Below are 24,282 nucleotides of genomic sequence, written 5' to 3' on the forward strand. Positions count from 1 at the left end.
CCGCCTTTCAATTTCGAACCATGCAGTTCAAAATGTTATCCGGTATTAGCCCCGGTTTCCCGGAGTTATCCCAGTCTTATGGGCAGGTTACCCACGTGTTACTCACCCGTCCGCCGCTAACTTCTTGAGAGCAAGCTCTCAATCCATTCGCTCGACTTGCATGTATTAGGCACGCCGCCAGCGTTCATCCTGAGCCAGGATCAAACTCTCCAATAAAGTTAGTTTGTCTAGCATCTAAAAATAAAAATTGACGTTTCACGTTGTTTGTTTCGTTTAGTTTTCAAAGTTCAACATCGCGTTTCAGCGACTTTTATAATATATCATAGTATATTATTTTCGTCAACAAGTTTTTCAAGATAATTTGTATCCCTCATTTGCTGACTCTGCCTATTATATAGAGTTTTCTATTGCTATGCAAGTATTATTATAAAAAAATAAGAGGGGGGAAAATCCCGCCTCTTATTCTTCAGAAGAAACCTCTTCATTCGATTCCTCTTCTTCATCTTTTTGCGCTTTTGCTACCGTCGCTACCTCTTGCTCATCCTCTAAACGAATTAGACGAACACCTTGTGTATTACGTCCCATTTGAGAGATTTGATCAACCGGCATACGAATAATAACACCCGCTGCCGTAATTAACATGATGTCTTCTTCACCTGTTACAGATTTAACAGCTACTAACTTACCGTTTTTATCTGTAATATTACAAGTCTTCAGACCTTTACCACCACGGCTTTGTAGACGGTATTCATCGATTGGTGTACGTTTTCCATAACCATTTTTAGTTACAATTAGAACATTTACATCCTCTTCAACGATTTCCATGCCTACAACTTGATCTTCTTCACCTAATGTAATTGCTTTTACACCAGCCGCATTACGTCCCATAGAACGCACATCTTGCTCGTTAAAGCGAATTAGCATACCGTTGCTTGTTCCTACAATAATATCCTTATCACCAGATGTTAAACGTACAGATATTACTTCATCCTCTTCACGAAGAGATATTGCAATTAAACCATTCGTACGTATATTAGCAAATGATGAAAGTGGCGTTCTCTTAGAAATACCTTGTTTTGTTGTGAAGAATAAGAATTCATCGTCACCAAATTCACGAATTGGAATAATGGCGTTAATCCATTCACCCTTATCTACACCTAATAAGTTAATAATCGGTATACCTTTTGCTGTACGACTATACTCTGGAATTTCATATCCTTTCGTACGGTATACTTTCCCTTTATTAGTAAAGAATAAAATGTGATCATGCGTAGAAGTAGTTAATAGATGTTCTACGAAATCATCATCATTTGTTCCCATTCCTTGTACACCACGTCCACCACGGTTCTGTGTTTTGTACGTAGAAGCTGGCAACCTCTTAATATAACCATTATGAGTTAACGTAATAGCGATGTTTTGCTCTGGAATCAAATCTTCATCTTCAATAAATTCCATGCCGCCAATTGTAATTTCTGTTCGTCTCTTATCATTGAAGCGCTCTTTTACTTCTGTTAATTCTTCACGGATAATCTCAAGAACTTTCTCTTCATCTGCTAAAATTGCTTTTAATTCAGCGATTAACTTCATTAAGTCTTGATATTCTTGCTCGATTTTTTCACGTTCTAATCCTGTTAAACGTTGCAGACGCATATCTAAAATTGCTTGCGCTTGTTTCTCACTTAAACCGAAACGTTCCATTAAGCCTTGCTTTGCAATATCTGCTGTTTTCGAACTACGAATTAACGTAATAACTTCATCAAGATGATCTAGAGCGATTCGTAATCCTTCTAAAATATGAGCACGCGCCTCTGCTTTTTCTAATTCATAAGCAGTACGTCGACGAATTACTACCTTCTGATGCTCCAAGTAATGATATAAATTTTGTTTTAAATTCAATACTTGTGGCTCTCCATTTACAAGAGACAACATATTAATACCGAAACTTGTTTGAAGTGCTGTATGTTTATATAGATTATTTAATAGTACATTGGCATTAGCATCACGGCGTACTTCCATAACAATACGCATACCGTTTCGATCTGACTCATCACGTAAATCTGTAATACCTTCAATTTTCTTATCACGAACTAATTCTGCGATTTTTTCAATTAATCGTGCCTTATTAACTTGATAAGGTAGTTCAGTTACAAGAATAGATTGTTTACCATTTGACTTCTCTTCAATTTCAACTTTAGCTCGAAGCATAATAGAGCCTCTACCTGTTTCATACGCTCTTCGAATTCCACTTCGTCCCAGGATTAAACCTGCTGTTGGAAAATCAGGTCCTGGAATAAACTCCATTAATTCCGCAATCGTAATGTCAGGATTATGACTTAGTGCCAATACACCATCAATTACTTCACCAAGTTGATGCGGTGGAATATTTGTTGCCATACCAACCGCAATTCCCGTCGTACCATTCACTAATAAATTAGGAAAACGCGCTGGCAATACAATTGGCTCTCTTTCAGAACCATCATAGTTATCTTGATAATCAATCGTATTTTTTGAAATATCACGTATTAATTCCATAGAAATCTTAGACATTCTTGCTTCTGTATAACGCATTGCTGCTGCTGAATCGCCATCAACAGAACCAAAGTTACCATGTCCATCAACAAGCATATAACGCTGACTAAAATCTTGCGCCATACGTACCATCGTCTCGTAAACAGCTGAGTCACCGTGAGGGTGATACTTACCGATTACTTCACCGACAATACGCGCTGATTTCTTATACGCTTTATCAGCTGTAATTCCTAAATCATTCATCGCATATAAAACCCTACGATGCACAGGTTTTAATCCATCACGAACATCTGGTAATGCACGAGATACGATAACACTCATTGCGTAATCTAAAAACGAGGTACGCATTTCATGACTAATATTAATTTCTCGAATTCGTGCTTGTTGTTGATTGTCTGACATCAACGAGCACCTCCTCTTACATTTCCGTTACACATACATTGATTTATATGTAGAAGACAGGAATACTTAGATTCCTGTCATTATCCATTTAAATATCAAGGTTTTTCACGTATTTTGCATTTTCTTGGATAAAGTTACGACGCGGCTCTACTTTATCTCCCATTAAAATTTCAAATGTTTCATCCGCTTCAATTGCATCTTGAAGAGAAACTTGAAGTAATGAACGTACTTCTGGGTCCATTGTCGTCTCCCATAACTGGGTTGGATTCATTTCCCCTAGACCTTTATAACGCTGAATCCCTGGCTTAGGTTGAGCTGGTAATTCTGCTAATATTTTTTCAAGTTCCTTATCGTTGTAAGCATATTGAATTTTTTTACCTTGTTGTACTTTAAACAACGGCGGCTGCGCAATATAGATATAACCACACTCAATTATTTGACGCATATAACGATAAAAGAACGTTAATAATAGGGTACGAATATGCGCACCATCAACATCGGCATCGGTCATAATAATAACTTTATGATAGCGTGCTTTTTCAATATCGAAGTCTCCGCCGATATTTGTACCGATCGCTGTAATAATTGTACGAACTTCATCATTTGATAAAATCTTATCTAAGCGTGCCTTTTCAACGTTAATAATTTTACCCTTTAACGGTAAAATTGCTTGGAAATGACGATCGCGCCCTTGTTTCGCAGACCCACCCGCAGAGTCACCCTCTACGATATAAATTTCACTAATTGCTGGATCTTTAGAAGAACAATCTGCCAGTTTCCCTGGTAAACTTGAAACTTCTAAAGCACTCTTTCGGCGAGTTAACTCACGAGCCTTTTTAGCTGCTACACGCGCACGCGCTGCCATCGTCCCTTTATCTATAATTTTACGTGCAACATTGGGATTTTCCAGTAAGAACTTTTCAAATGCCTCTGAGAATACTGACTCTGTAATTGTTCTTGCTTCACTATTTCCAAGCTTCGTCTTTGTTTGTCCTTCGAATTGCGGATTTGGATGTTTAATTGACACAATTGCTGTTAAACCTTCACGAACATCTTCACCAGTTAAATTACTATCAGCATCTTTTAAAATATTATTTTTACGACCATAATCGTTGATCACACGAGTTAAGGCTGTTTTAAATCCTACCTCATGTGTACCACCTTCATACGTATGAATATTATTTGTAAATGAGTAAATGTGATTTGTATATCCTTCGTTATATTGAAGCGCAACTTCAACCTGAATACCATCTTTTGACCCTTCTACATATACAGGCTCTTCATGAATTGGCTGTTTCGAACGATTTAAATGTTCAACATATGATTTAATTCCACCTTCATAATGGAATTCTTTCTTCTGTTTCTGTTCACGTTTATCTTCAATTGTTAATTTAATATTACGATTTAAAAATGCTAATTCACGCATACGAGTTGCTAGCGTATCAAATTCGTATACTATTGTTTCCTGAAAAATTTCTGGATCTGGTTTAAATCGAGTTATCGTTCCTGTTTGATCTGTGTCACCAATGACTTTTAAATCCGCAACCGGAATACCTCGTTCGTATTTTTGATAATGGATTTTCCCTTCACGATGTACAAATACCTCTAGTTCTGTTGATAGAGCATTTACTACAGATGCCCCAACACCATGCAAACCACCAGAAACTTTATAACCGCCACCGCCAAACTTACCACCAGCATGGAGAACAGTCATTATAACTTCTACAGCAGGACGTCCCATTTTTTCTTGTATACCAACTGGAATACCGCGTCCATTATCCGTTACACGAATACTGTTATCTTCTTCGATACTAACGTTAATTTCATCACAATATCCTGCAAGTGCTTCATCAATACTGTTATCGACGATTTCCCACACAAGATGGTGAAGTCCTTTTCCACTTGTAGATCCAATGTACATACCAGGTCGCTTTCGAACCGCTTCTAATCCTTCAAGTACCTGTATCTGACTTTCATCATATGAGTTTTCTTCCATTTGCTTTTGTTCCATTGACACAAAGATCACCTACTTTTCCATTTAAATAGGGATTACGCCCTATCTATTTCACAATCTACCGTGCCGTTCGTTACATGAATTGTTTTCGCTTCTTTTAATGTTTCGTGTTCAATTCCGTCGACACTCGTCGTTGTCACAAATGTTTGCACTTTTCCTTGAATTGTATTTAACAGATGCGATTGACGATAATCATCTAATTCTGATAATACATCATCCAATAAAAGAATTGGATATTCCTTAACTTCTGAGTAAATCAATTCAATTTCAGCTAATTTTAGGGACAGTGCGGTCGTTCGTTGTTGTCCTTGCGAACCAAAGACCTGAACATTTTTACTATTAACGAAGAATTGTAAATCATCACGATGAGGACCAATTAAAGTCGTACCACGGAAAATCTCACGTTGTTTCACAGATTGAAAATTTTCATAGTATACTTCTTTTATTTTCGACAAATCCATTGATTCTGATACATCTACACTTGGTTTATAGACAATTTCTAATTCTTCTAATCCACGGCTTATACCGCGATGAATTGGAGCTGCCCATTCTTGTAGTAAATGCAAAAATTCAAACCGTTTTTGCAATATTTTTGCACCATGCTCAATAAGTTGAAGTGTAAATACATCCAACATCGTTTCCTCATTCTTGCTACTCCCTTGCATCTTTTTCAGCAAGTGATTTCGTTGCGTGAGCACCTTTTGATATTGACTCAACTCATACAAATAGACTGGAGCTATTTGACCTAATTCCATATCTAAAAAGCGTCTTCTTACTTGAGGGCTTCCTTTTACAAGATTTAAATCTTCTGGGGCAAACATGACAACGTTCATCATGCCAATATATTGACTCAATTTTTGTTGTTCAAGTTGATTTAATTTTGCCTTTTTACCTTTTTTCGAAATATTTAATTCTAAAGACAAAGAACTATTTCTCTTTTGTAATTTCCCTTTAATTTGACCGAAATCTTCATCCCAACGGATAAGCTCGCGATCATTAGAGGTTCTATGAGATTTCGCCATCGCTAAAACGTAAATAGCTTCCATCAAATTCGTTTTCCCTTGCGCGTTTTCACCGATAATCACATTCACTTTATCTTCAAAGGAAAGCTCTAACTTTTCATAATTGCGATAGTTTTTTAACTGTATTTCTGAAATAAACAAAGGGCTCCCCCTTTATGCCTGAACTTGGAAACTTCCGCTTCCTGGAATTTCAATAATATCGTTCGCATATAATTTGCGACCTCTTCTATTTTCAAGTTCTTGATTCACGTACACTTCATATTCTTGTAAAAACCATTTTACAGCGCCACCTGTATCAATTACATCGGCTAACTTTAAAAATTGTCCTAGTGTAATATACTCTGTTGAAATTTTAATACGTTTCATAAAATCGCTCACTTTCTGAAAGTGTTCATTCTTTCATTGTACTAAATAAACTAACATTAGGAAAGTAATACCCAAAAATCAAATAAGGGCTACTAGTATCTGAAAACTAGCAACCCTTACTTCTTACTTAGTAAGTACGAACCGGTAAAATTAATTGAATAATGGACTCATCATTTACTGTGCGAATTAAGAATGGTCTCATTGCGCCAGTAAAGCTAATTTTAATTTCAGTACTATCTAAAGCTTTCAGTGCATCCATCATATATTTTGCACTAAAAGATATTTTTAACTCTTCCCCATCTACTTTTTCACATTGAACTTCTTCTACTACCTTCCCGATTTCTGGTGAATTCGAAGAAATCTCTAGCATTTCCTGTTCTAAAGTTGATAATTTTACAACATTATTACGACCATCCCTTGCTAATAGAGATGCACGATCAATTGCTTGTAAAAATTCTTTTGTATTTACAAAAATGTCTGTTTTACTTTCGGCTGGAATTAAGCGAGTTGTATCAGGATAATTCCCTTCTAACAATCTTGAGAAGAATAATAAATGCTTTGTACGGAATAATACTTGATACTCCGTAATAACGATATCTACCATTTCTTCAGACTCATCTAGAATTTTGCTTAATTCATTTAAGCTTTTACCTGGAATAACAACATTCGCTTGAAATTCATCTGCGATTCCTTCGATTTTTGCTTTTCGAAGAGCTAACCTGTGACTATCTGTAGCAATACAAGTTAGTTCGCTGTTATATACTTTCCAGTTTACACCTGTCAAGATCGGTCTTGTTTCAGAAGTGGAAACTGCAAATACCGTTTGTCTGATCATATGTTTCAGTAAATCTGTTGGAATCTTAAAAACATGATGTTCTTCAATTTGTGGTAACAATGGATATTCAGCTGAATCTAAACCATTTAAATTAAACTCTGATTTTCCAGAAGTTATTTTTGTCATAAAATGATTTTCCACAGAAATTTCGACAGTCTCTTTAGGTAATTTTTTTACAATCTCACTAAAATATTTTGCTTGTAAAATAATACTTCCTGATTGCGCTACTTCTACGATTTCTTTTCCATCGTCTTCAACTGGTATAAAGGATTCAATTGAAATATCAGCATCGCTTCCTGTTAACGTAACGCCTTCTTCCGTAGCGACAATTTTAATTCCTGTAAGGATCGGAATTGTTGTACGAGAAGAAACAGCCTTCATTACATCTTGTACACTTCTTACAAGATAGTCTTTTTGTATTGTAAAACGCATAAAGAAAAACCTCCGGTAAGTATAAGATTTTATTTAATTAATAAAGATAAAAAATAGTAGTAATAGTAATAGGGACTGTGGATATGTGGATAACCCCGTTAAAGGATGTAAAAACAGTCTATCTACATGTGGATAGACTGTGCGTAAAATAAGGTAAGTTATTCACACTATTCAGCTACTACTTTAAAATATCGTTAATTTCTTCAACTTGCTTTTGTAATTGCGTATCCGTTTTAAGCAGCTTAGAAATTTTTTCATGTGCATGGATAACTGTTGTATGATCACGTCCACCAAATTCTTCACCTATTTTAGGTAAGGAGGAGTCTGTAAGTTCGCGTGATAAATACATTGCAATTTGGCGAGGGAAAGCAACTGATTTTGTTCGCTTTTTCGCCTTGAAATCTTCCAATTTTATTTGATAAACATCCCCAACAGCCTTTTGAATATCATAAATGGAGATGATTTTTGGTTTAGAATTTGGAATAATATCTTTAAGTGCTTCAGCAGCTAAATCAGCATTAATATCTTTGTTAATTAAAGATGAATAGGCTACAACTCGGATAAGTGCACCTTCTAGTTCACGAATATTTGAATCAATTTGATTTGCAATATAAAGCATAACCTCATTTGGTATATCGAGTCCTTCAGCCTTTGCTTTTTTACGTAAAATTGCAATTCGTGTTTCTAAATCTGGTGGCGTAATATCCGTAATGAGTCCCCATTCAAAGCGAGAACGAAGACGGTCTTCTAAAGTTGGAATTTCTTTTGGTGGCCGATCACTTGAAATTACAATTTGTTTACTTTCTTCGTGTAATGCATTGAATGTATGGAAAAACTCTTCTTGAGTTTGTTCTTTTCCTGCTAGAAATTGAATATCATCTATCAATAAAACATCTACATTACGGTATTTATTACGAAAATCGACCGCTTTATTATCACGAATAGAATTAATAAATTCATTTGTAAATTTTTCTGATGATAAATATACAACCTTCGCGTTTGGGTTATGTTCAATTACATAATGACCAATTGCATGCATTAAATGGGTCTTTCCGAGTCCAACTCCCCCGTAAATAAAGAGGGGATTATATGCTTTAGCTGGCGCTTCAGCTACGGCCAATGAAGCAGCGTGAGCAAAACGGTTACCAGAACCAATAACAAATGTATCAAACGTATATTTTGGATTTAGCATGCTCTGTGGTAAATGATTAGAATCATCTTGTGCTGAATTTGGTTTAGAAGAAGGAAGATCAATCTCCTCTTCAGCTTGACTTTGGGGAATAATAAAGCGAATAGCTAATTTTGCCCCCGTTAAATCGTAAAGTGTTTCCGAAATTAGCTCTGAATAATGAGATTCTAACCAATCACGAGCGAATTCATTTGGAGCCGTAATTGTTAATACGTCTTTCTTTAAATTATGCGCGGTTGTTGACTTTAACCATGTTTCATAACTTGGCTTACTGACCTTTTTTTCTAGTTCTTTTAAGGCACTGTTCCATAAATCAGAGATGTTTTCCAAAGGTGTCCCTCCTTTACTAAGATGGTAAAAGAATAAGGTTGCGCAACAAATGTACAACCTAAATAAATATAAAATGTATATTTATACGAAACGTATTTTAAAACCTAAAAACGTCGTTTGTATATGAGATAGGGTTTTCGACAAAAAAAGCAAATGTGGATAATTATTTACCCACATGTGATTAAAACTGTCCACATGTTATACACAAATTGTGGATAAGATAAAGATGTGGAAAACTTATTCAAAGTGAAAACACAACTATAATATCAAAAAAAAGTAGCTATAGCAATGAATTTCAGAAAGTTATCCACAAAATCAATACCTTGTGGAATAAACTTGTCCACAACACGATATACTGTGTAAAAGTTTGAAAAAGGTTTGTGGATATAAAAAACAAGAAAAAACATTTATCCACAAGGAAATATAGGGTCTGTGAAAAAGTATGTGAATAGGTTCAAAATGAATATTTGATGAAAATTTCGAGAACCATTGACATTTTCCTAGTTGATTAACTATAATTTATAGGACTGTCTTTAACAGATATTCCTCAGGGAGGTGTCATATAATGAAAAGAACTTACCAACCAAATAAACGTAAGCGCAGCAAAGTACATGGTTTCCGCAGCCGTATGAGCACAGCGAACGGACGTAAAGTGCTAGCAGCTCGTCGTCGTAAAGGAAGAAAAGTATTATCTGCGTAGACCACTGATCGTTCAGTGGTCTTTTTTTCTAATAATAGTGAATTTCCACTGATGAACTACAGGAGTGTCAATTGATATGAAGAAAACACATCGTATAAAAAAGAATGATGAATTCCAGACGGTTTTTCAAAAAGGAAAATCGAATGCGAATCGTCAGCTTGTTGTCTATCAACTAGATAAGGCAGAGCAGCCAAATTTTCGTATTGGTCTTTCTGTCAGCAAAAAAATAGGGAATGCAGTAGTGCGTAACCGAATTAAACGTATGATTCGCCAGTCAATCACAGAATTAAAAGATGAGATAGATTCTGGAAAAGATTTTGTTATAATAGCAAGGAAGCCTTGTGCAGAGATGACATATGAAGAATTAAAGAAAAGCTTAATTCATGTCTTTAAACGCTCTGGTATGAAAACAATAAAAAAGTAGCGTAAGGAAATGAATTACACTATATACATACCGAAACAAGGAGGAGCAGGCTTTGAAAAAGAAAATAGGTTTACTAGCCATGGTTATTGCATTAATGGCAATTGCTACTGGCTGTAGTGAAGTGAATCAGCCGATTACGCCGAAAAGTACTGGAATTTGGAATGAATATTTCGTATATCCGCTTTCTCAGTTAATTACGTATTTTGCCAACTTATTTGGTAGTAATTACGGTTTAGCAATCGTTGTTACAACGCTTATCATTCGTTTTGCATTATTACCATTAATGATTAAACAAACGAAGAGTACGAAAGCAATGCAGGCGTTACAACCAGAAATGGTGAAGTTAAAAGAGAAATATAGTTCTAAAGATCAAGCAACACAGCAAAAACTACAGCAAGAAATGATGCAGTTATATCAAAAAAATGGTGTAAACCCATTAGCAGGATGTTTACCAATCTTTGTTCAGATGCCTATTTTATTCGCGTTTTACCATGCGATCATGAGAACAGCAGAAATTAGTAAGCATACATTCTTATGGTTCGACTTAGGACAGGCAGACCCGTTCTATATCTTACCGGTTGTTGCGGCAATTACGACATTTATTCAGCAAAAGCTTGCAATGGCAGGAACAGCTGGTCAAAATCCGCAAATGGCAATGATGATTTGGCTTATGCCAATTATGATTTTAGTCTTTGCAATTAACTTCCCAGCTGCATTATCACTTTACTGGGTTGTTGGTAATATCTTTGGTATCGCTCAAATGTACTTGATCAAGGGGCCAGAAATTAAGGCTAGTAAGGCAGGAGGATCAAGCAAGTGAGTGTAATTACTGCTAAAGGACAAACAGTCGAGCTGGCAGTACAAGATGCTTTAAGACAATTAAATGTTTCAAAAGACCGAGTAGATATAAATATTATCGATGAAGGTAAAAGAGGGTTCCTAGGTTTATTTGGGAATCGACCTGCAGTAGTAGAAGTTGTATTGAAGAAAGATCCGATTCAAGAATGTGAAGAATATTTAAAAAATGTGATTCGCGATATGGGTGTGGAAGCTGAGATTAGTAAAATTGTAAAAGGACGCGAAGTTGAATTTACAATTTCTGGCGAAAATATAGGTGTTTTGATTGGAAAAAGAGGAAACACCTTGAATTCTTTACAGTATTTAACAAAACTTGTGGCGAATCGTAATACGAAGCAGTATATTGGCATCACACTAGATGCTGAAAATTATCGTAGTAAAAGAAAAGGTACATTAGAAGCCCTTTCTTATCGATTGGCAAAACAAGTAGTAAGTACGAAAAAAAGGGTTGTGTTGGAGCCTATGCCATCTTTTGAACGAAAGATTATCCATCAAGCATTATCTAATCATCAAAATATCATTACAACTTCTGAAGGAAAAGAACCACATCGACATGTTGTAATATCTTCCAAGTGACCGGTTACTCAATTGAGTGCCGGTTTTTTTGAGCGAAAAATAAGTGTGGATAACTAAAAAACACTAAACTTATCCACTGTGAATAAGTTTAGTGTTTTTTACATGAGGACATAATAAAATGAGTTATTATTCTTTTGTAGATAGGTTCGTTATGGTATTCTAATAATTTAGTGAAGAAAATAATCATGTTGAAATAGAGATAAATAAGCAAGTGAGGTGAAAGGACATGGAATTTGATACAATTGCCGCGATTTCCACAGCGCTTGGAGAGGGTGCAATTGCCATTGTTCGAGTAAGTGGGGATGATGCGGTTGAAAAAGTTAATCGTATTTTTAAAGGGAAGGATTTAACAGAGGTTCCTTCTCACACAATTCATTATGGTCATATTGTTGATTTAGATACAAATCAGGTTATTGAAGAAGTGATGGTGTCTATTCTGCGTGCACCAAGGACTTTTACACGTGAAAATATAGTAGAAATTAACTGTCACGGTGGACTTGTTTCAGTAAATAAAGTGTTGCAGCTTATTTTAGCGCAAGGAGTACGATTAGCGGAGCCTGGTGAATTTACGAAACGTGCTTTTTTAAATGGCCGTATTGATTTATCACAAGCAGAAGCCGTTATGGACTTAATCCGTGCAAAAACAGATCGTGCAATGAACGTAGCGATTAATCAAATGGAAGGACGATTATCCAAATTGATCGGCCGTCTGCGTCAGGACATATTAGAAACGTTAGCTCATGTTGAGGTAAACATAGATTACCCGGAATATGATGATGTGGAAGAAATGACACATAATATTTTAATTGAGAAAGCTACACATGTTCGTGCCGAAATTGCAAAAATATTAGAAACATCGAAGCAAGGAAAAATTTTACGTGAAGGTATTGCTACTGCGATCATCGGTAGACCTAACGTTGGGAAGTCATCGCTATTAAATAGTCTCGTTCAGGAGAAAAAGGCAATTGTAACTGATATTGCAGGAACAACTCGTGATGTTATTGAAGAGTACGTTAATGTGCGTGGTGTACCACTTAAACTTATAGATACAGCCGGAATTCGTGAAACAGAAGATGTTGTTGAAAGAATTGGTGTAGAGCGTTCAAAAGAAATGATGAGCCAAGCTGATTTAGTGTTAGTTGTCGTGAATTATAGCGAGGCTTTAACGAATGAGGATGAAGATCTATTCCGTGCCGTACAAGGAAAAGATTTCATTGTTATTGTAAATAAGACTGATTTACCGCAAACAATCGATATGGAACGTGTTACAGAATTGGCAGCTGGAAATCGTGTTATTACAACATCGTTAATTGAGGAACAAGGAATAGATGAGCTTGAAAAGGCAATAGCTGATTTATTCTTTGAAGGAGCAATCGATTCTGCAGATGTGACATATGTTTCGAATGCAAGACATATTGGATTATTAACACAAGCAGGAAAAACAATTGGAGATGCGATTGAGGCGATAGAAAATGGTGTTCCAATTGATATGGTACAAATTGATTTAACAAGAACGTGGGAAATACTTGGTGAAATTACTGGTGATACCGTCCATGAAAGCCTAATTGACCAGCTGTTCTCTCAATTTTGTTTAGGAAAATAATATAGTGACGTTTTAGAAAGATAGAGATTATTAGGAGGAATAAACAATGGGATACAATGCCGGTTCATACGATGTCATAGTAATCGGTGCAGGTCATGCAGGATGTGAAGCTGGTCTTGCGGCAGCACGAATGGGCTCCAACACATTAATGTTAACAATTAATTTAGATATGGTAGCGTTTATGCCATGTAACCCTTCTGTTGGTGGACCAGCAAAAGGGATTGTTGTTCGTGAAATTGATGCATTAGGCGGAGAAATGGGACGCAACATTGATAAAACACATATTCAAATGCGTATGTTAAATACGGGTAAAGGACCAGCTGTACGTGCACTTCGAGCACAAGCAGATAAGTTCTCTTACCAGCATGAATTAAAGAAAACAATTGAAGAAACACCAAATCTAACGTTGTTCCAAGGAATGGTAGAGCGTTTAATCGTTGAAGATGGCGAATGTAAAGGGGTAATTACGCAATCTGGTGCTGAATATACAGCAAAGACAGTAGTAATTACGACTGGAACATTTTTACGTGGTGAGATTATTATGGGGGATTTAAAATATTCGAGCGGTCCGAATAATCAACAACCATCTATTACTTTATCTGAACATTTAGAGGAGCTTGGATTTGATCTTGTTAGATTTAAAACAGGTACACCTCCGCGTGTAAATAGTAATACAATTGATTACAGTAAAACAGAAATTCAGCCAGGTGATGATAAACCAAGAGCTTTCTCTTTTGAAACGACAAAATTTATCATGGATCAAATTCCATGTTGGTTAACGTATACAAGTACGGAAACACATCGTTTAATAGATGAAAACCTACATCGCTCAGCTATGTATTCTGGTATGATTAAGGGAACAGGACCTAGATATTGTCCTTCAATTGAAGACAAGGTAGTAAGGTTTAATGATAAACCACGTCATCAAATTTTCTTAGAGCCAGAGGGACGTAATACACAAGAAGTATATGTACAAGGTTTATCTACAAGCTTACCAGAAGATGTGCAGCGTGATATGCTTAGAACAATCCCTGGTCTAGAAAACGTTGAAATGATGCGTACAGGTTATGCGATTGAATATGATGCGATGGTGCCAACACAACTATGGCCAACACTTGAAACGAAAAAAATTAAAAATTTATATACAGCAGGACAGATTAACGGAACTTCTGGTTATGAAGAGGCAGCAGGACAAGGGCTTATGGCTGGAATTAACGCAGCATGTCGTTCTTTAGGAAAAAAAGAAGTTATTTTAGGTCGCGAGGATGCTTATATTGGTGTCTTAATTGATGATCTTGTAACGAAAGGTACAAATGAACCATATCGTTTATTAACGTCTCGTGCAGAATATCGCCTATTATTACGCCATGATAATGCTGATCTTCGTTTAACTGAAGTTGGTCGTGAAATTGGATTAATTAAAGAAGAGCGCTATGAGCGATTTACAAATAAAAAATTACAAATTGAACAGGAAAAGGAACGTTTAAGCAGCATCATTATTAAGCCACGTCCTGAAGTTCAAGAATTAATTCGTAGCATTGGCGGAAGTGAATTGAAAGATGGAATACGTGCAAGTGACTTATTACGTCGTCCAGAGATGACTTATGAGCACATTCATCTTTTAGTACCAAGTGAAGTAGAATTAAGTGATGAAGTGACAGAACAAGTTGAAATTCAGATTAAGTACGAAGGATATATTGAAAAATCTTTACAGCAAGTAGAGCGTATGAAGAAAATGGAAAACAAAAAAATCCCTGTGGATATCGATTATGATGCGATTTCTAGCATTGCCTCAGAAGCTAGACAGAAATTGAAAGATGTTCGTCCACTTTCAATGGGGCAGGCTTCACGTATTTCTGGCGTAAACCCAGCGGATGTTTCCATTTTACTTGTGTATATTGAACAAGGAAAAATTGCGCGAGTATCGAACCAATAAATAGTAAGGAGATATTGCTAGATGAACATAGAACAATTTCAATCTATGCTAGAAGAGAAGGGGATCACCCTCTCTTCTAGACAGTTAGAGCAGTTCGAAATCTACTTCGAAACATTAGTAGAGTGGAATGAAAAAATGAATTTAACGGCGATTACGGAGAAAGAAGAAGTATATTTAAAACACTTTTTTGATTCCGTTACAGCTGCTTTTTATTATGATTTTTCAAAACCATTCTCAATTTGTGATGTTGGCGCAGGAGCTGGATTCCCAAGTATTCCTTTAAAAATCTGTTTCCCGCACTTAAAAGTGACAATTGTAGACTCATTGCAAAAGCGCATTAATTTCTTAAATCATTTAGCGCAAAAGTTGGAATTAAGTGACGTTGCGTTTTGTCATGATCGTGCTGAAACATTTGGGAAAAAAGAAGGTGTACGTGAATCGTACGATATTGTAATGGCACGTGCAGTTGCACGTCTTTCGGTATTAAGCGAGCTATGTTTACCACTTGTAAAAGTTGGAGGAACATTCATTGCAATGAAAGGTGCTGCAGCAAACGAAGAAATTGAAAATGGCAAGTATGCTTTAGAGGTGCTAGGCGGGGATCTAAAAGAAATGTCTACGTTCCAATTACCGTTTGAAGAAAGTGAACGTAATATTTTATTAATCGAGAAAAAGCGCAAGACACCAAAGAAATATCCACGCAAACCGGGAACACCCAATAAATTACCTATTGAAAAATAAATCTTATTAGACGTAAGATTAAATTATATAAATGAAAACGTAAATGTTTCATAGGAAACATTTTATGGAGAATAGTCAATAGGCCTAAAAGGTGGTGGAATATGTATGAAAAATACGTTTTCTCGTTTATTTGGCTTTGGAGATAAAGAGAGCGAATTCGAATTACAAGACGAAAGCCATGAAGAAATAGATAAAAAGGTATATGAAGAAATACAAGAAATTCCGATAGTAAATATTACCCCTAACCGTTATCAACCACGAACAGTTTTTGATGATGCGCGTATTGAGGAGCTAGCATTAACGATTCGTACACATGGACTTATTCAGCCAATTGTTGTGAGGCAATATGAGGATGATAAGTACGAGATTATTGCTGGGGAAAGACGTTTCCGTGCGGCAACAAAGTTAGGGTGGGAAAAGGTTCCTGCAATTATAAAAAACTTAAATGATACAGAGACAGCTTCTGTAGCTTTAATTGAAAACTTGCAACGTGAGGAACTAACGGCAATCGAGGAAGCTGTGGCATATCAAAAGCTAATTGAGTTACATAATTTAACACAAGAAGCATTGGCACAACGACTTGGAAAAGGACAATCCACAATCGCAAATAAGTTGCGATTGTTAAAGTTGCCTGAAGAAATAAAAAGTGCGTTATTAGAAAAAAGCATTACAGAAAGACATGCTCGCGCGCTCATTCCTTTAAAAAATGAGGAATTACAACTGAAGGTTTTACAGGAAATTGTGGAGAAACAGCTGAATGTAAAGCAAACAGAGGAACGAATTGCGAAATTACTAGAGGAAGCAAAACCGAAGCGTAAGGCAAAGCAAAAAGCAGTAAGTCGAGATACGAGAATTGCCATGAATACAATTAGGCAGTCATTACAAATGGTTGCTGACAGTGGTTTAAATGTTAATTCTGAGGAAGAAGAATTTGATGAGTACTATCAAATTACAATTCAGATTCCGAAGAAAAAATAATAATGGCGTGTAAGAGACCTTATCCTATTGGATAGGTCTCTTTTACTATATTTTCTTGTTAGATGAAGAAGGAGTTTACAAATAAATTTTGAAGTTTAATAAGGACGTAAAAGAAAAACTTTTATTTCATGTTACAATAAACGTAATTGTTACTAGAATAAGATAGAAAGGTTGAAAGTAGGTGACATCATGGGAAAAATCATTGCTATTGCCAATCAAAAAGGTGGCGTTGGGAAAACAACCACATCTGTTAATTTAGGGGCTGGATTGGCACAAGTAGGTAAAAAGGTCCTTCTTGTAGATATTGACGCTCAAGGAAATGCAACGACTGGTGTGGGAATTGAAAAATCCGAATTAGATCAATGTATTTACAATGTTCTTGTGGAAGATGCAGATGTTCAAGGGGTTATACGTAAGACCGCAACTGAAAATTTAGATGTTCTACCCGCTACAATTCAATTGGCAGGTGCTGAAATTGAATTGGTACCGACTATTTCCCGGGAAGTACGTTTACAAAGGGCATTACAGCCAGTTCGTGATGAATATGACTATATTATTATCGACTGTCCCCCGTCCTTAGGGTTATTAACGATTAATGCATTAACCGCAGCAGATTCTGTTATTATTCCTGTTCAATGCGAGTATTACGCACTAGAAGGATTAAGTCAGCTATTAAATACAGTTCGACTTGTGCAAAAGCACTTAAATAAAAATCTAGCAATTCAAGGTGTATTGCTAACAATGTTGGATGCCCGTACGAATTTAGGGATTCAGGTTATAGATGAAGTGAAAAAATACTTTAGGGATAAAGTATACCGCTCGATTATTCCTCGTAATGTTCGTTTAAGTGAGGCACCAAGTCATGGGAAACCAATTATGCAGTATGACGCTAAATCAAGAGGGGCAGAAGTATATATAGATTTAGCAGAGGAAGTGATTGCAGGTGGCTAAAGGATTAGGAAGAGGAATCAATGTGTTTTTTCCTGATTTAGATGTGAAAGAAGAAGAAACAATTCAGGAGATTGCGATAACTGAATTAAGACCGAATCCATATCAACCACGTAAACACTTTAATAAAGAGGCGATTCAAGAATTGTCGGCTTCTATTAAAGAGCATGGCATACTGCAACCATTAATTGCTAGGAAGAGTATTAAAGGATATGAAATCGTTGCAGGTGAAAGAAGATATCGTGCTGCCAAAGAGGCGGGGCTCGAAAAGGTACCTGCTGTTGTAAGACAATTAAATGAGCAGCAAATGATGGAGTTTGCATTGCTTGAAAACTTACAACGAGAAGATTTAAATCCAATGGAAGAAGCAATGGCATATCAAATGTTAATGAATGAGCTAAATATAACGCAAGAACAATTAGCAAAACGTCTTGGCAAGAGCAGACCTTACATTGCAAACTATACACGGTTATTAAGCCTCCCTTCTTTTGTGCAAGATATGATTGCAAATGGGCAACTTTCAATGGCTCATGGGAGAACTTTGCTTACGATAAAAGATGAAGAACAATTAAAATCTTTATTAAAACGAATCGAAAAAGAAGGATTAAATGTTCGTCAATTAGAGAAAATTGTTCAGGAGATTAATCAACGCGTTTCACGTGAAACAAAACAAGTGAAAAAAGAGAGAAATATATTTTTTGTAGAGCGCGAAACGTTCTTAAGAGAAAAGTTTGGCACAGATGTGAAGATTAAAGAAACGAAAAAAGAAAAAGGTAAAATCGAAATTGAATTTTTTAATAAAGAAGATTTAAATCGTATTTTAGAATTATTAGCAAAGAAAAACTAAAAAGCAAACCATCTTATTATTTATAGATGGTTTGCTTTTTTTAATACAGATAATTTTTGGTCTGTTTCTTTTATACTTTGTGCAATTACATCAGCCATTTTCATGACTAAACTTAATCTTGTATTTTGCAGGACGAAAAACTCCATAAAACCATTTAGATTTACGATGCCATGAATATGTAAATCACCAACTGCAGGTAACTTTTTGTTCATCGCAGCTCCAGGTTTACTAGGCCCCATTCCGGTAGTGATGGAACCGATACTTTGAGACTTTCCTAAACAGGCATCAACCGCAATTATAAACGAAGTAGGATTATTTTTCTGTATATTCTGAATTTTTTCTTCTAAATTTAGCGCATGTACCGGCTCATCTAGTGTGCCAAACACTTGGAGGTTTTTAATTCCTACTTGTTCTAGTTTCGTACCGACTAACGGACCAAGTGCATCGCCTGTAGAACGATCTGTTCCAATACAAACGAGAATAATCGGTATATTTGTTTTAATAGGGATATGGGAAAGTAAGAAGTTACTAATGGTCTCGGAGGCTTCTACGTCTTGGTGCATAACATTTTGAGTTTCTTTTTCGAAAAAGGGTAAGCGAAAACTTCCAATATTCATGAAGCATCCATCCTTTTAATAAATTTTCAAAATATGTTATATGGTGAGTAAAATGGAAAACTATAAGTGCGTACTTCTTGTAAAACTTGAGTGAAAACGGAAATAATAGTACTAGTATATATATATTCGTTCCATTTTATACCTGTATGGAAGTTAACAAATATAATTAAAGTCATAAAATTTTTTCAGCAATTAGGAGACTTCTGATACAATAAGAAGGATAACTAAAAAGAAATTTTGGCTGGAGAGGTAGAGGTACATGGATTTATTAACAAAGTGGTTTAATGCCACGAAACAGTATTTATTAAATGCTGATCGTTGGGCTGATATTGGAACAGCGACATTGAAAATATGTATTATTTTAATAATTGGTGCGGTTGTTGTACGAGTTGCGCGTGCAATTGTGCGAAATGCGTTTCGTATGGGAAGCCGTTCGCCAATTCAAATTTCAGAACGTCGTACCGTTACAGTAGCGAAGTTACTTGAAAATATTGTGGCATACGTTGTTATGTTCATTATGTTAATTGCAATTTTAGGTGTGTTTAATATTAATGCATCTGGTCTATTGGCGGGTGCTGGGGTAATTGGTTTAGCGGTCGGATTTGGTGCTCAAAGTTTAGTGAAAGATGTCATTACGGGGTTATTTATCTTGCTAGAAGATCAATTTTCGGTAGGTGACTATGTGAAGATTGGTCAGTTTGAAGGTGTCGTTCTAGAAATTGGACTTCGTACAACAAAAGTAAAGAGTTGGACAGGCGAAATTCATACTTTACCAAACGGAAGTATCATTCAAGTTACGAACTATTCAGTTAGTAATAGTGTAGCATTTGTTGATGTATCCATTTCGTATGAGGCTGACATAGCGAAAGCGGAGCAAGTCATTGAAGATTTATTAGAAGAATTACCTGCACAGTATACGCAAATGGTAGCAAGGCCTCAGTTATTAGGTGTGCAAACATTGGCTGCATCAGAAGTTATATTACGTGTTATTGCGGAAGTAGAGCCGATGCAACATGCGGTTGTTGCAAGAGCCCTTCGTAAAGAAATTAAAAATCGTCTAGATTTACATGGAATTGAAATTCCATATCCACGTATGGTTTTATATAATCGTGAAGAATTGGTGAGTGGAAAAGCAATTTAGTATGGAGAGGGGTTTGGAGAATGGAGCAAAAGCAGTATAACTTGTACGATGTTGTGGAAATGAAGAAAGCCCACCCATGTGGTGAGAATCGCTGGAAGATTATTCGTATGGGAATGGATATCCGCATTAAGTGCGAGGGATGTGACCATTCAGTAATGATTCCTCGAAGAGAATTTGATCGTAAGGTGAAAAAAATACTTGTGAAGCATGAAGAATAGAGAGTAAGTAACAGTTGCAGTGGGTAGCTGTTACTTTTTTCGTTTGGAGGAAACTTGTCATTTTTTTCGTTACTATCTATAATGATGAAAGATTAAGACATAGGAGTGAAAAATATGGGATTAACGGCTGGGATTGTTGGATTACCTAACGTAGGGAAGTCCACTTTATTTAATGCAATTACACAAGCAGGAGCAGAATCTGCAAACTATCCATTCTGTACAATTGATCCAAACGTAGGAATTGTAGAAGTACCAGATGAGCGTTTAAATAAATTAACGGAATTAGTAGAACCGAAAAAAACTGTTCCGACTGTATTTGAGTTTACTGATATCGCGGGTATCGTAAAAGGTGCTAGTAAAGGTGAAGGTTTAGGAAATAAATTCTTATCTCACATTCGCCAAGTAGATGCAATTTGCCAAGTTGTTCGTTGTTTTGAAGACGAAAATATTACACACGTTTCAGGGAAAGTAGATCCGATCGATGACATTGAAACAATCAACTTAGAGCTAATCTTAGCGGATCTAGAATCTGTTGATAAACGTATCGAACGTGTTGCGAAATTAGCAAGACAAAAAGATAAAGAAGCAGTATATGAGCATGAAATTTTAGTTCGCTTAAAAGAAGCTTTTGAAGAGGGCAAACCAGCTCGTACTGTTGAATTCACTGAAGAGCAAATGAAGATTGTTAAAGGCCTTCATTTACTTACAACGAAAGAAATGCTATATGTAGCAAACGTAAGTGAAGATGATATTATCGATCCTTCTGAAAACAAATACGTACAAATGGTAAAAGAATTTGCTGCAAATGAAAATTCTCAAGTAATCGTTGTATGTGCAAAAATCGAAGAAGAAATCGCTGAGCTAGACGAGGAAGAGAAAAAAGTATTCCTTGAAGAACTAGGTATTGAAGAATCTGGTTTAGATCAATTAATTCGTGCTGCGTATGATTTATTAGGACTTGCTACGTACTTCACAGCAGGTGTGCAAGAAGTACGTGCATGGACGTTTAAACAAGGTATGAAAGCACCACAATGTGCTGGCGTAATTCATACAGACTTTGAGCGTGGATTTATTCGTGCGGAAACAGTTTCTTACGAAGATTTAATGACAAACGGTTCTATGACAGCTGCAAAAGAAGCTGGTAAAGTTCGTTTAGAAGGAAAAGAGTATATCGTAAAAGACGGAGACGTTATGCACTTCCGCTTCAACGTTTAATTTAATATTTCCTAGGAAAAATAAAGATATGAGCTTGGCAAATATATTATGTGTTTGCCAAGTTTTTTATGCATGGGTGAGTTGATTCATCTAACTTACTATGATATAATCTAAACTCGTGAGTAATTACTATAAATTAATTGCTCCTTGCCCATTATGGGCCGTTTAGACCAAAAGGAGGTGAAAGTGTAATGAGAAAGTACGAAATTATGTACATCATTCGTCCTGGCGTTGAAGAAGAAGCTCAAAAAGCTTTAGTTGAACGTTTTGCAGGTGTTTTAACAAACAATGGTGCAGAAATCATTAACACGAAAGAGTGGGGTAAGCGTCGTTTAGCTTACGAAATCAACGACTTACGTGAAGGTTTCTACATGATCTTAAACGTGAACTCTAACGCAGAAGCGATTAACGAATTCGACCGTTTAGCTAAGATCAACGAAGACATCCTTCGTCATATCGTTGTTAAAGAAGAAGAAAAATAATTGATATATAAGGGAGAGTGGTTCGATTGATGAATCGTGTTATCCTCGTTGGTCGTTTAACTAAGGACCCTGACTTACGTTACACGCCCAATGGTGTTGCAGTAGCTACTTTTACGTTAGCTGTGAATCGCGCATTTGCGAATCAACAAGGTGAGCGTGAAGCTGACTTTATTAATTGTGTAATATGGCGTAAACAAGCAGAAAACGTAGCAAATTATTTGAAAAAAGGTAGCTTAGCAGGCGTAGATGGACGTCTTCAAACTCGTAATTACGATGGACAAGATGGCAAACGTGTATATGTAACAGAAGTTCTTGCGGAAAGCGTACAATTTTTAGAGCCGCGTAATGGCGGTGGGGAGCAACGTGGTTCATTTAATCAGCAACCATCAGGAGCTGGTTTCGGTAACCAAAGCTCTAATCCATTTGGTCAATCTAGTAATTCAGGTAACCAAGGCAACCAAGGAAACTCTGGATTTACGAAGAATGACGATCCATTTTCAAATGTAGGTCAACCGATCGACATTTCCGACGACGATTTACCGTTCTAATACAGTAAATTAGTTAGTTTTAACAAAGAATGGAGGGAATAGACATGGCAGGACGCAAAGGTGGACGTGCGAAACGTCGTAAGGTGTGTTTCTTCACATCTAACGGCATCACTCGCATTGACTATAAAGATGTTGATTTATTAAAACGTTTCGTTTCTGAGCGTGGTAAAATTTTACCTCGTCGTGTAACAGGAACAAGCGCAAAATACCAACGCAAACTTACAGTTGCAATTAAACGTGCTCGTCAAATGGCACTTTTACCATATGTTGGTGAATAATAGCGTATGAAATGCACAGTAGAGTCGGACTCTACTGTGCATTTTGCTATGCTTTTCTTTTTTTGAAAGAGAGGTTAGATGATGAAAAATACGAAATTTATTACTGAGGGTGCAGCACTGTTAGCGATATATGCAATGTTATTGCTTATATCTATGTATGTTCCGATTTTAGGTACAGTTGTAACGTTTGCGTTGCCATTGCCATTTATATTGCTGACGATAAGATATAGATTATCTAACGCCTTTGTAATTTTTACGGCGGCACTTTTTATTACTGTTATTGTCAGTCAACCGATGAACCTAGTAAAGACAACTATGTTTGGATTGATAGGTATCGTTTTAGGATATATGTATAAAAAACGAAAAAAGCCGGTAGAAATTTTGATGGCGGGGACGCTTGCGTACTTAATTGGTATTATGCTCATTTATGTTGCAAGTATAAAGTTTTTTAACATAGATTTAATGAAGCAAATGCAAAATATGTTTAATGAAAGTATGGCGCAAAGTGAAAAGATAGCAAGTGCTGCTGGTATGCCAGTTAGTAAGGAACAAAAAGAGTTACTTGCGCAAATGAATGATATATTACAAATGATATTTCCGAGTATACTTGTAATGGTCTCGGTATGTTTTTCTTGGATTACAGTTATGATATCAGGTAGTGTTTTGAAAAAACTAAAGCATGATGTTATACCTTGGCCTAAATTTAAAGATATACAGTTACCAAAGAGCATTGTTTGGTATTACGTTATATTTATTTTGCTATCAACTTTTATAAAAGTAGAACCGACATCATATTTACATATGGTATTTTCTAACCTATATGTCATATTTACTTTACTACTAGTACTGCAAGGTCTGACATTTATCGCTTTTCTAGCGCATAGAAAAGGTTTTACGAAAGGGATTCCTATTATTAGTTTTATTGTCTGCATGTTTATTCCGATGCTGTTTCCTCTTGTGACAATCTTAGGTATAATTGATTTAGGGATTTCATTGCGTTCTAAAATAGGAGGATAAAGTAACATTCCTTATACTATTTTAATCTGTTTAACT

At 36.1% G+C, this 24,282-nt stretch carries 24 protein-coding genes and 1 rRNA gene; 17 read left to right on the plus strand and 8 right to left on the minus strand.

Translation table 11 applies throughout. From position 1 onward, the window contains the following. The 7 genes from PDL00_RS20635 to dnaA all read right to left on the minus strand — a co-directional run. Nucleotides 1-216 (minus strand): 16S ribosomal RNA (locus PDL00_RS20635); the annotation flags it as partial. 243 nt (nt 217-459) lie between these two features. Next, nucleotides 460-2,931 carry a DNA gyrase subunit A gene (gene gyrA / locus PDL00_RS20640; RefSeq protein WP_242253492.1) on the minus strand — a complete coding sequence of 824 codons (2,472 nt, stop codon included), beginning with the start codon at nt 2,929-2,931 and terminating at the stop codon, nt 460-462. A gap of 88 nt (nt 2,932-3,019) precedes the next feature. Further along, nucleotides 3,020-4,942, minus strand: a complete 1,923-nt coding sequence (gyrB, locus tag PDL00_RS20645) for a DNA topoisomerase (ATP-hydrolyzing) subunit B (protein ID WP_242253494.1) — start codon at nt 4,940-4,942, stop codon at nt 3,020-3,022. A gap of 38 nt (nt 4,943-4,980) precedes the next feature. Continuing rightward, entirely contained in the window at nt 4,981-6,108 is a 1,128-nt protein-coding gene (recF, locus tag PDL00_RS20650; protein WP_242253497.1) for a DNA replication/repair protein RecF, read from the minus strand. Nucleotides 6,109-6,120: 12 nt separating this feature from the next. Beyond that, nucleotides 6,121-6,333: a S4 domain-containing protein YaaA gene (yaaA, locus tag PDL00_RS20655; protein WP_000821366.1), complete on the minus strand. Its 213-nt coding sequence runs from the start codon at nt 6,331-6,333 to the stop codon at nt 6,121-6,123. Between the two features lie 127 nt (nt 6,334-6,460). Next, nucleotides 6,461-7,600: a DNA polymerase III subunit beta gene (gene dnaN, locus PDL00_RS20660; RefSeq protein ID WP_001212888.1), complete on the minus strand. Its 1,140-nt coding sequence runs from the start codon at nt 7,598-7,600 to the stop codon at nt 6,461-6,463. Between the two features lie 178 nt (nt 7,601-7,778). Next, nucleotides 7,779-9,119 (minus strand): chromosomal replication initiator protein DnaA, encoded by a 1,341-nt coding sequence (dnaA, locus tag PDL00_RS20665; RefSeq protein ID WP_270730938.1) that lies wholly within the window; start codon nt 9,117-9,119, stop codon nt 7,779-7,781. A gap of 565 nt (nt 9,120-9,684) precedes the next feature. On the opposite strand from dnaA, the gene rpmH reads away from it, so the two are divergent. The 10 genes from rpmH to spo0J all read left to right on the plus strand — a co-directional run bounded on the left by rpmH (nt 9,685) and on the right by spo0J (nt 18,730). Further along, nucleotides 9,685-9,819, plus strand: coding sequence for a 50S ribosomal protein L34 (gene rpmH / locus PDL00_RS20670; protein WP_000831901.1), 135 nt, complete (start codon nt 9,685-9,687; stop codon nt 9,817-9,819). A 76-nt stretch (nt 9,820-9,895) separates the two neighbouring features. Continuing rightward, nucleotides 9,896-10,243, plus strand: coding sequence for a ribonuclease P protein component (gene rnpA, locus PDL00_RS20675; protein ID WP_270730939.1), 348 nt, complete (start codon nt 9,896-9,898; stop codon nt 10,241-10,243). A gap of 52 nt (nt 10,244-10,295) precedes the next feature. After that, on the plus strand, nt 10,296-11,063 hold the full coding sequence (gene spoIIIJ / locus PDL00_RS20680; RefSeq protein WP_061679591.1) for a YidC family membrane integrase SpoIIIJ: 768 nt from the start codon (nt 10,296-10,298) through the stop codon (nt 11,061-11,063). Next, nucleotides 11,060-11,677, plus strand: coding sequence for an RNA-binding cell elongation regulator Jag/EloR (gene jag, locus PDL00_RS20685; RefSeq protein ID WP_073519041.1), 618 nt, complete (start codon nt 11,060-11,062; stop codon nt 11,675-11,677). Before spoIIIJ ends, jag begins: the two co-directional genes overlap by 4 nt. A gap of 226 nt (nt 11,678-11,903) precedes the next feature. Continuing rightward, nucleotides 11,904-13,280 carry a tRNA uridine-5-carboxymethylaminomethyl(34) synthesis GTPase MnmE gene (gene mnmE / locus PDL00_RS20690; protein ID WP_000393765.1) on the plus strand — a complete coding sequence of 459 codons (1,377 nt, stop codon included), beginning with the start codon at nt 11,904-11,906 and terminating at the stop codon, nt 13,278-13,280. 46 nt (nt 13,281-13,326) lie between these two features. After that, a complete protein-coding gene (gene mnmG, locus PDL00_RS20695) occupies nt 13,327-15,216 on the plus strand; it encodes a tRNA uridine-5-carboxymethylaminomethyl(34) synthesis enzyme MnmG (RefSeq protein WP_097817173.1) in 1,890 nt (629 codons plus the stop codon). Nucleotides 15,217-15,237: 21 nt separating this feature from the next. After that, nucleotides 15,238-15,957 (plus strand): 16S rRNA (guanine(527)-N(7))-methyltransferase RsmG, encoded by a 720-nt coding sequence (gene rsmG, locus PDL00_RS20700; protein WP_242253508.1) that lies wholly within the window; start codon nt 15,238-15,240, stop codon nt 15,955-15,957. Nucleotides 15,958-16,062: 105 nt separating this feature from the next. Continuing rightward, nucleotides 16,063-16,935, plus strand: coding sequence for a nucleoid occlusion protein (noc, locus tag PDL00_RS20705; protein WP_000799027.1), 873 nt, complete (start codon nt 16,063-16,065; stop codon nt 16,933-16,935). A gap of 189 nt (nt 16,936-17,124) precedes the next feature. Further along, nucleotides 17,125-17,886 (plus strand): sporulation initiation inhibitor protein Soj, encoded by a 762-nt coding sequence (soj, locus tag PDL00_RS20710; protein ID WP_000516117.1) that lies wholly within the window; start codon nt 17,125-17,127, stop codon nt 17,884-17,886. Then, a complete protein-coding gene (gene spo0J / locus PDL00_RS20715) occupies nt 17,879-18,730 on the plus strand; it encodes a stage 0 sporulation protein Spo0J (protein ID WP_242253510.1) in 852 nt (283 codons plus the stop codon). Before soj ends, spo0J begins: the two co-directional genes overlap by 8 nt. A 20-nt stretch (nt 18,731-18,750) precedes the next feature. Here the strand turns inward: spo0J and yyaC are convergent, their stop codons facing one another. Next, nucleotides 18,751-19,347, minus strand: coding sequence for a spore protease YyaC (gene yyaC / locus PDL00_RS20720; protein ID WP_242253524.1), 597 nt, complete (start codon nt 19,345-19,347; stop codon nt 18,751-18,753). Nucleotides 19,348-19,606: 259 nt separating this feature from the next. Between yyaC and PDL00_RS20725 the strand changes: the two genes are divergently transcribed. From PDL00_RS20725 to PDL00_RS20755, 7 genes are all read left to right on the plus strand, one after another. Next, on the plus strand, nt 19,607-20,488 hold the full coding sequence (locus PDL00_RS20725) for a mechanosensitive ion channel family protein (protein WP_242253526.1): 882 nt from the start codon (nt 19,607-19,609) through the stop codon (nt 20,486-20,488). 20 nt (nt 20,489-20,508) lie between these two features. Next, on the plus strand, nt 20,509-20,706 hold the full coding sequence (locus PDL00_RS20730) for a DUF951 domain-containing protein (protein ID WP_000436051.1): 198 nt from the start codon (nt 20,509-20,511) through the stop codon (nt 20,704-20,706). A 114-nt stretch (nt 20,707-20,820) separates the two neighbouring features. Next, nucleotides 20,821-21,921 carry a redox-regulated ATPase YchF gene (gene ychF / locus PDL00_RS20735; RefSeq protein ID WP_000524656.1) on the plus strand — a complete coding sequence of 367 codons (1,101 nt, stop codon included), beginning with the start codon at nt 20,821-20,823 and terminating at the stop codon, nt 21,919-21,921. Between the two features lie 191 nt (nt 21,922-22,112). Further along, nucleotides 22,113-22,403, plus strand: coding sequence for a 30S ribosomal protein S6 (gene rpsF / locus PDL00_RS20740; protein WP_001233781.1), 291 nt, complete (start codon nt 22,113-22,115; stop codon nt 22,401-22,403). A gap of 26 nt (nt 22,404-22,429) precedes the next feature. Beyond that, entirely contained in the window at nt 22,430-22,951 is a 522-nt protein-coding gene (gene ssb, locus PDL00_RS20745) for a single-stranded DNA-binding protein (protein ID WP_000981963.1), read from the plus strand. 44 nt (nt 22,952-22,995) lie between these two features. Continuing rightward, complete coding sequence (rpsR, locus tag PDL00_RS20750) at nt 22,996-23,229, plus strand: 30S ribosomal protein S18 (protein ID WP_000918874.1); 234 nt, start codon at nt 22,996-22,998, stop codon at nt 23,227-23,229. Between the two features lie 81 nt (nt 23,230-23,310). Continuing rightward, nucleotides 23,311-24,246: a YybS family protein gene (locus PDL00_RS20755; protein ID WP_270730943.1), complete on the plus strand. Its 936-nt coding sequence runs from the start codon at nt 23,311-23,313 to the stop codon at nt 24,244-24,246. The last annotated feature ends 36 nt before the right edge of the window (nt 24,247-24,282 follow it).

Origin of the sequence: Bacillus cereus group sp. TH152-1LC (assembly GCF_027710505.1) — a bacterium.
Taxonomy (GTDB): Bacteria; Bacillota; Bacilli; order Bacillales; family Bacillaceae_G; genus Bacillus_A; species Bacillus_A mobilis.

Coding starts and splice junctions, on each gene's coding strand:
- gyrA (WP_242253492.1), bottom strand. CDS start 2,931: ATGTCAGACAATCAACAACAAGCACGAATTCGAGAAATTAATATTAGT.
- gyrB (WP_242253494.1), bottom strand. CDS start 4,942: ATGGAACAAAAGCAAATGGAAGAAAACTCATATGATGAAAGTCAGATA.
- yaaA (WP_000821366.1), bottom strand. CDS start 6,333: ATGAAACGTATTAAAATTTCAACAGAGTATATTACACTAGGACAATTT.
- dnaN (WP_001212888.1), bottom strand. CDS start 7,600: ATGCGTTTTACAATACAAAAAGACTATCTTGTAAGAAGTGTACAAGAT.
- rpmH (WP_000831901.1), top strand. CDS start 9,685: ATGAAAAGAACTTACCAACCAAATAAACGTAAGCGCAGCAAAGTACAT.
- rnpA (WP_270730939.1), top strand. CDS start 9,896: ATGAAGAAAACACATCGTATAAAAAAGAATGATGAATTCCAGACGGTT.
- mnmE (WP_000393765.1), top strand. CDS start 11,904: ATGGAATTTGATACAATTGCCGCGATTTCCACAGCGCTTGGAGAGGGT.
- mnmG (WP_097817173.1), top strand. CDS start 13,327: ATGGGATACAATGCCGGTTCATACGATGTCATAGTAATCGGTGCAGGT.
- rsmG (WP_242253508.1), top strand. CDS start 15,238: ATGAACATAGAACAATTTCAATCTATGCTAGAAGAGAAGGGGATCACC.
- noc (WP_000799027.1), top strand. CDS start 16,063: ATGAAAAATACGTTTTCTCGTTTATTTGGCTTTGGAGATAAAGAGAGC.
- soj (WP_000516117.1), top strand. CDS start 17,125: ATGGGAAAAATCATTGCTATTGCCAATCAAAAAGGTGGCGTTGGGAAA.
- yyaC (WP_242253524.1), bottom strand. CDS start 19,347: ATGAATATTGGAAGTTTTCGCTTACCCTTTTTCGAAAAAGAAACTCAA.
- PDL00_RS20725 (WP_242253526.1), top strand. CDS start 19,607: ATGGATTTATTAACAAAGTGGTTTAATGCCACGAAACAGTATTTATTA.
- PDL00_RS20730 (WP_000436051.1), top strand. CDS start 20,509: ATGGAGCAAAAGCAGTATAACTTGTACGATGTTGTGGAAATGAAGAAA.
- ychF (WP_000524656.1), top strand. CDS start 20,821: ATGGGATTAACGGCTGGGATTGTTGGATTACCTAACGTAGGGAAGTCC.
- rpsF (WP_001233781.1), top strand. CDS start 22,113: ATGAGAAAGTACGAAATTATGTACATCATTCGTCCTGGCGTTGAAGAA.
- rpsR (WP_000918874.1), top strand. CDS start 22,996: ATGGCAGGACGCAAAGGTGGACGTGCGAAACGTCGTAAGGTGTGTTTC.
- PDL00_RS20755 (WP_270730943.1), top strand. CDS start 23,311: ATGAAAAATACGAAATTTATTACTGAGGGTGCAGCACTGTTAGCGATA.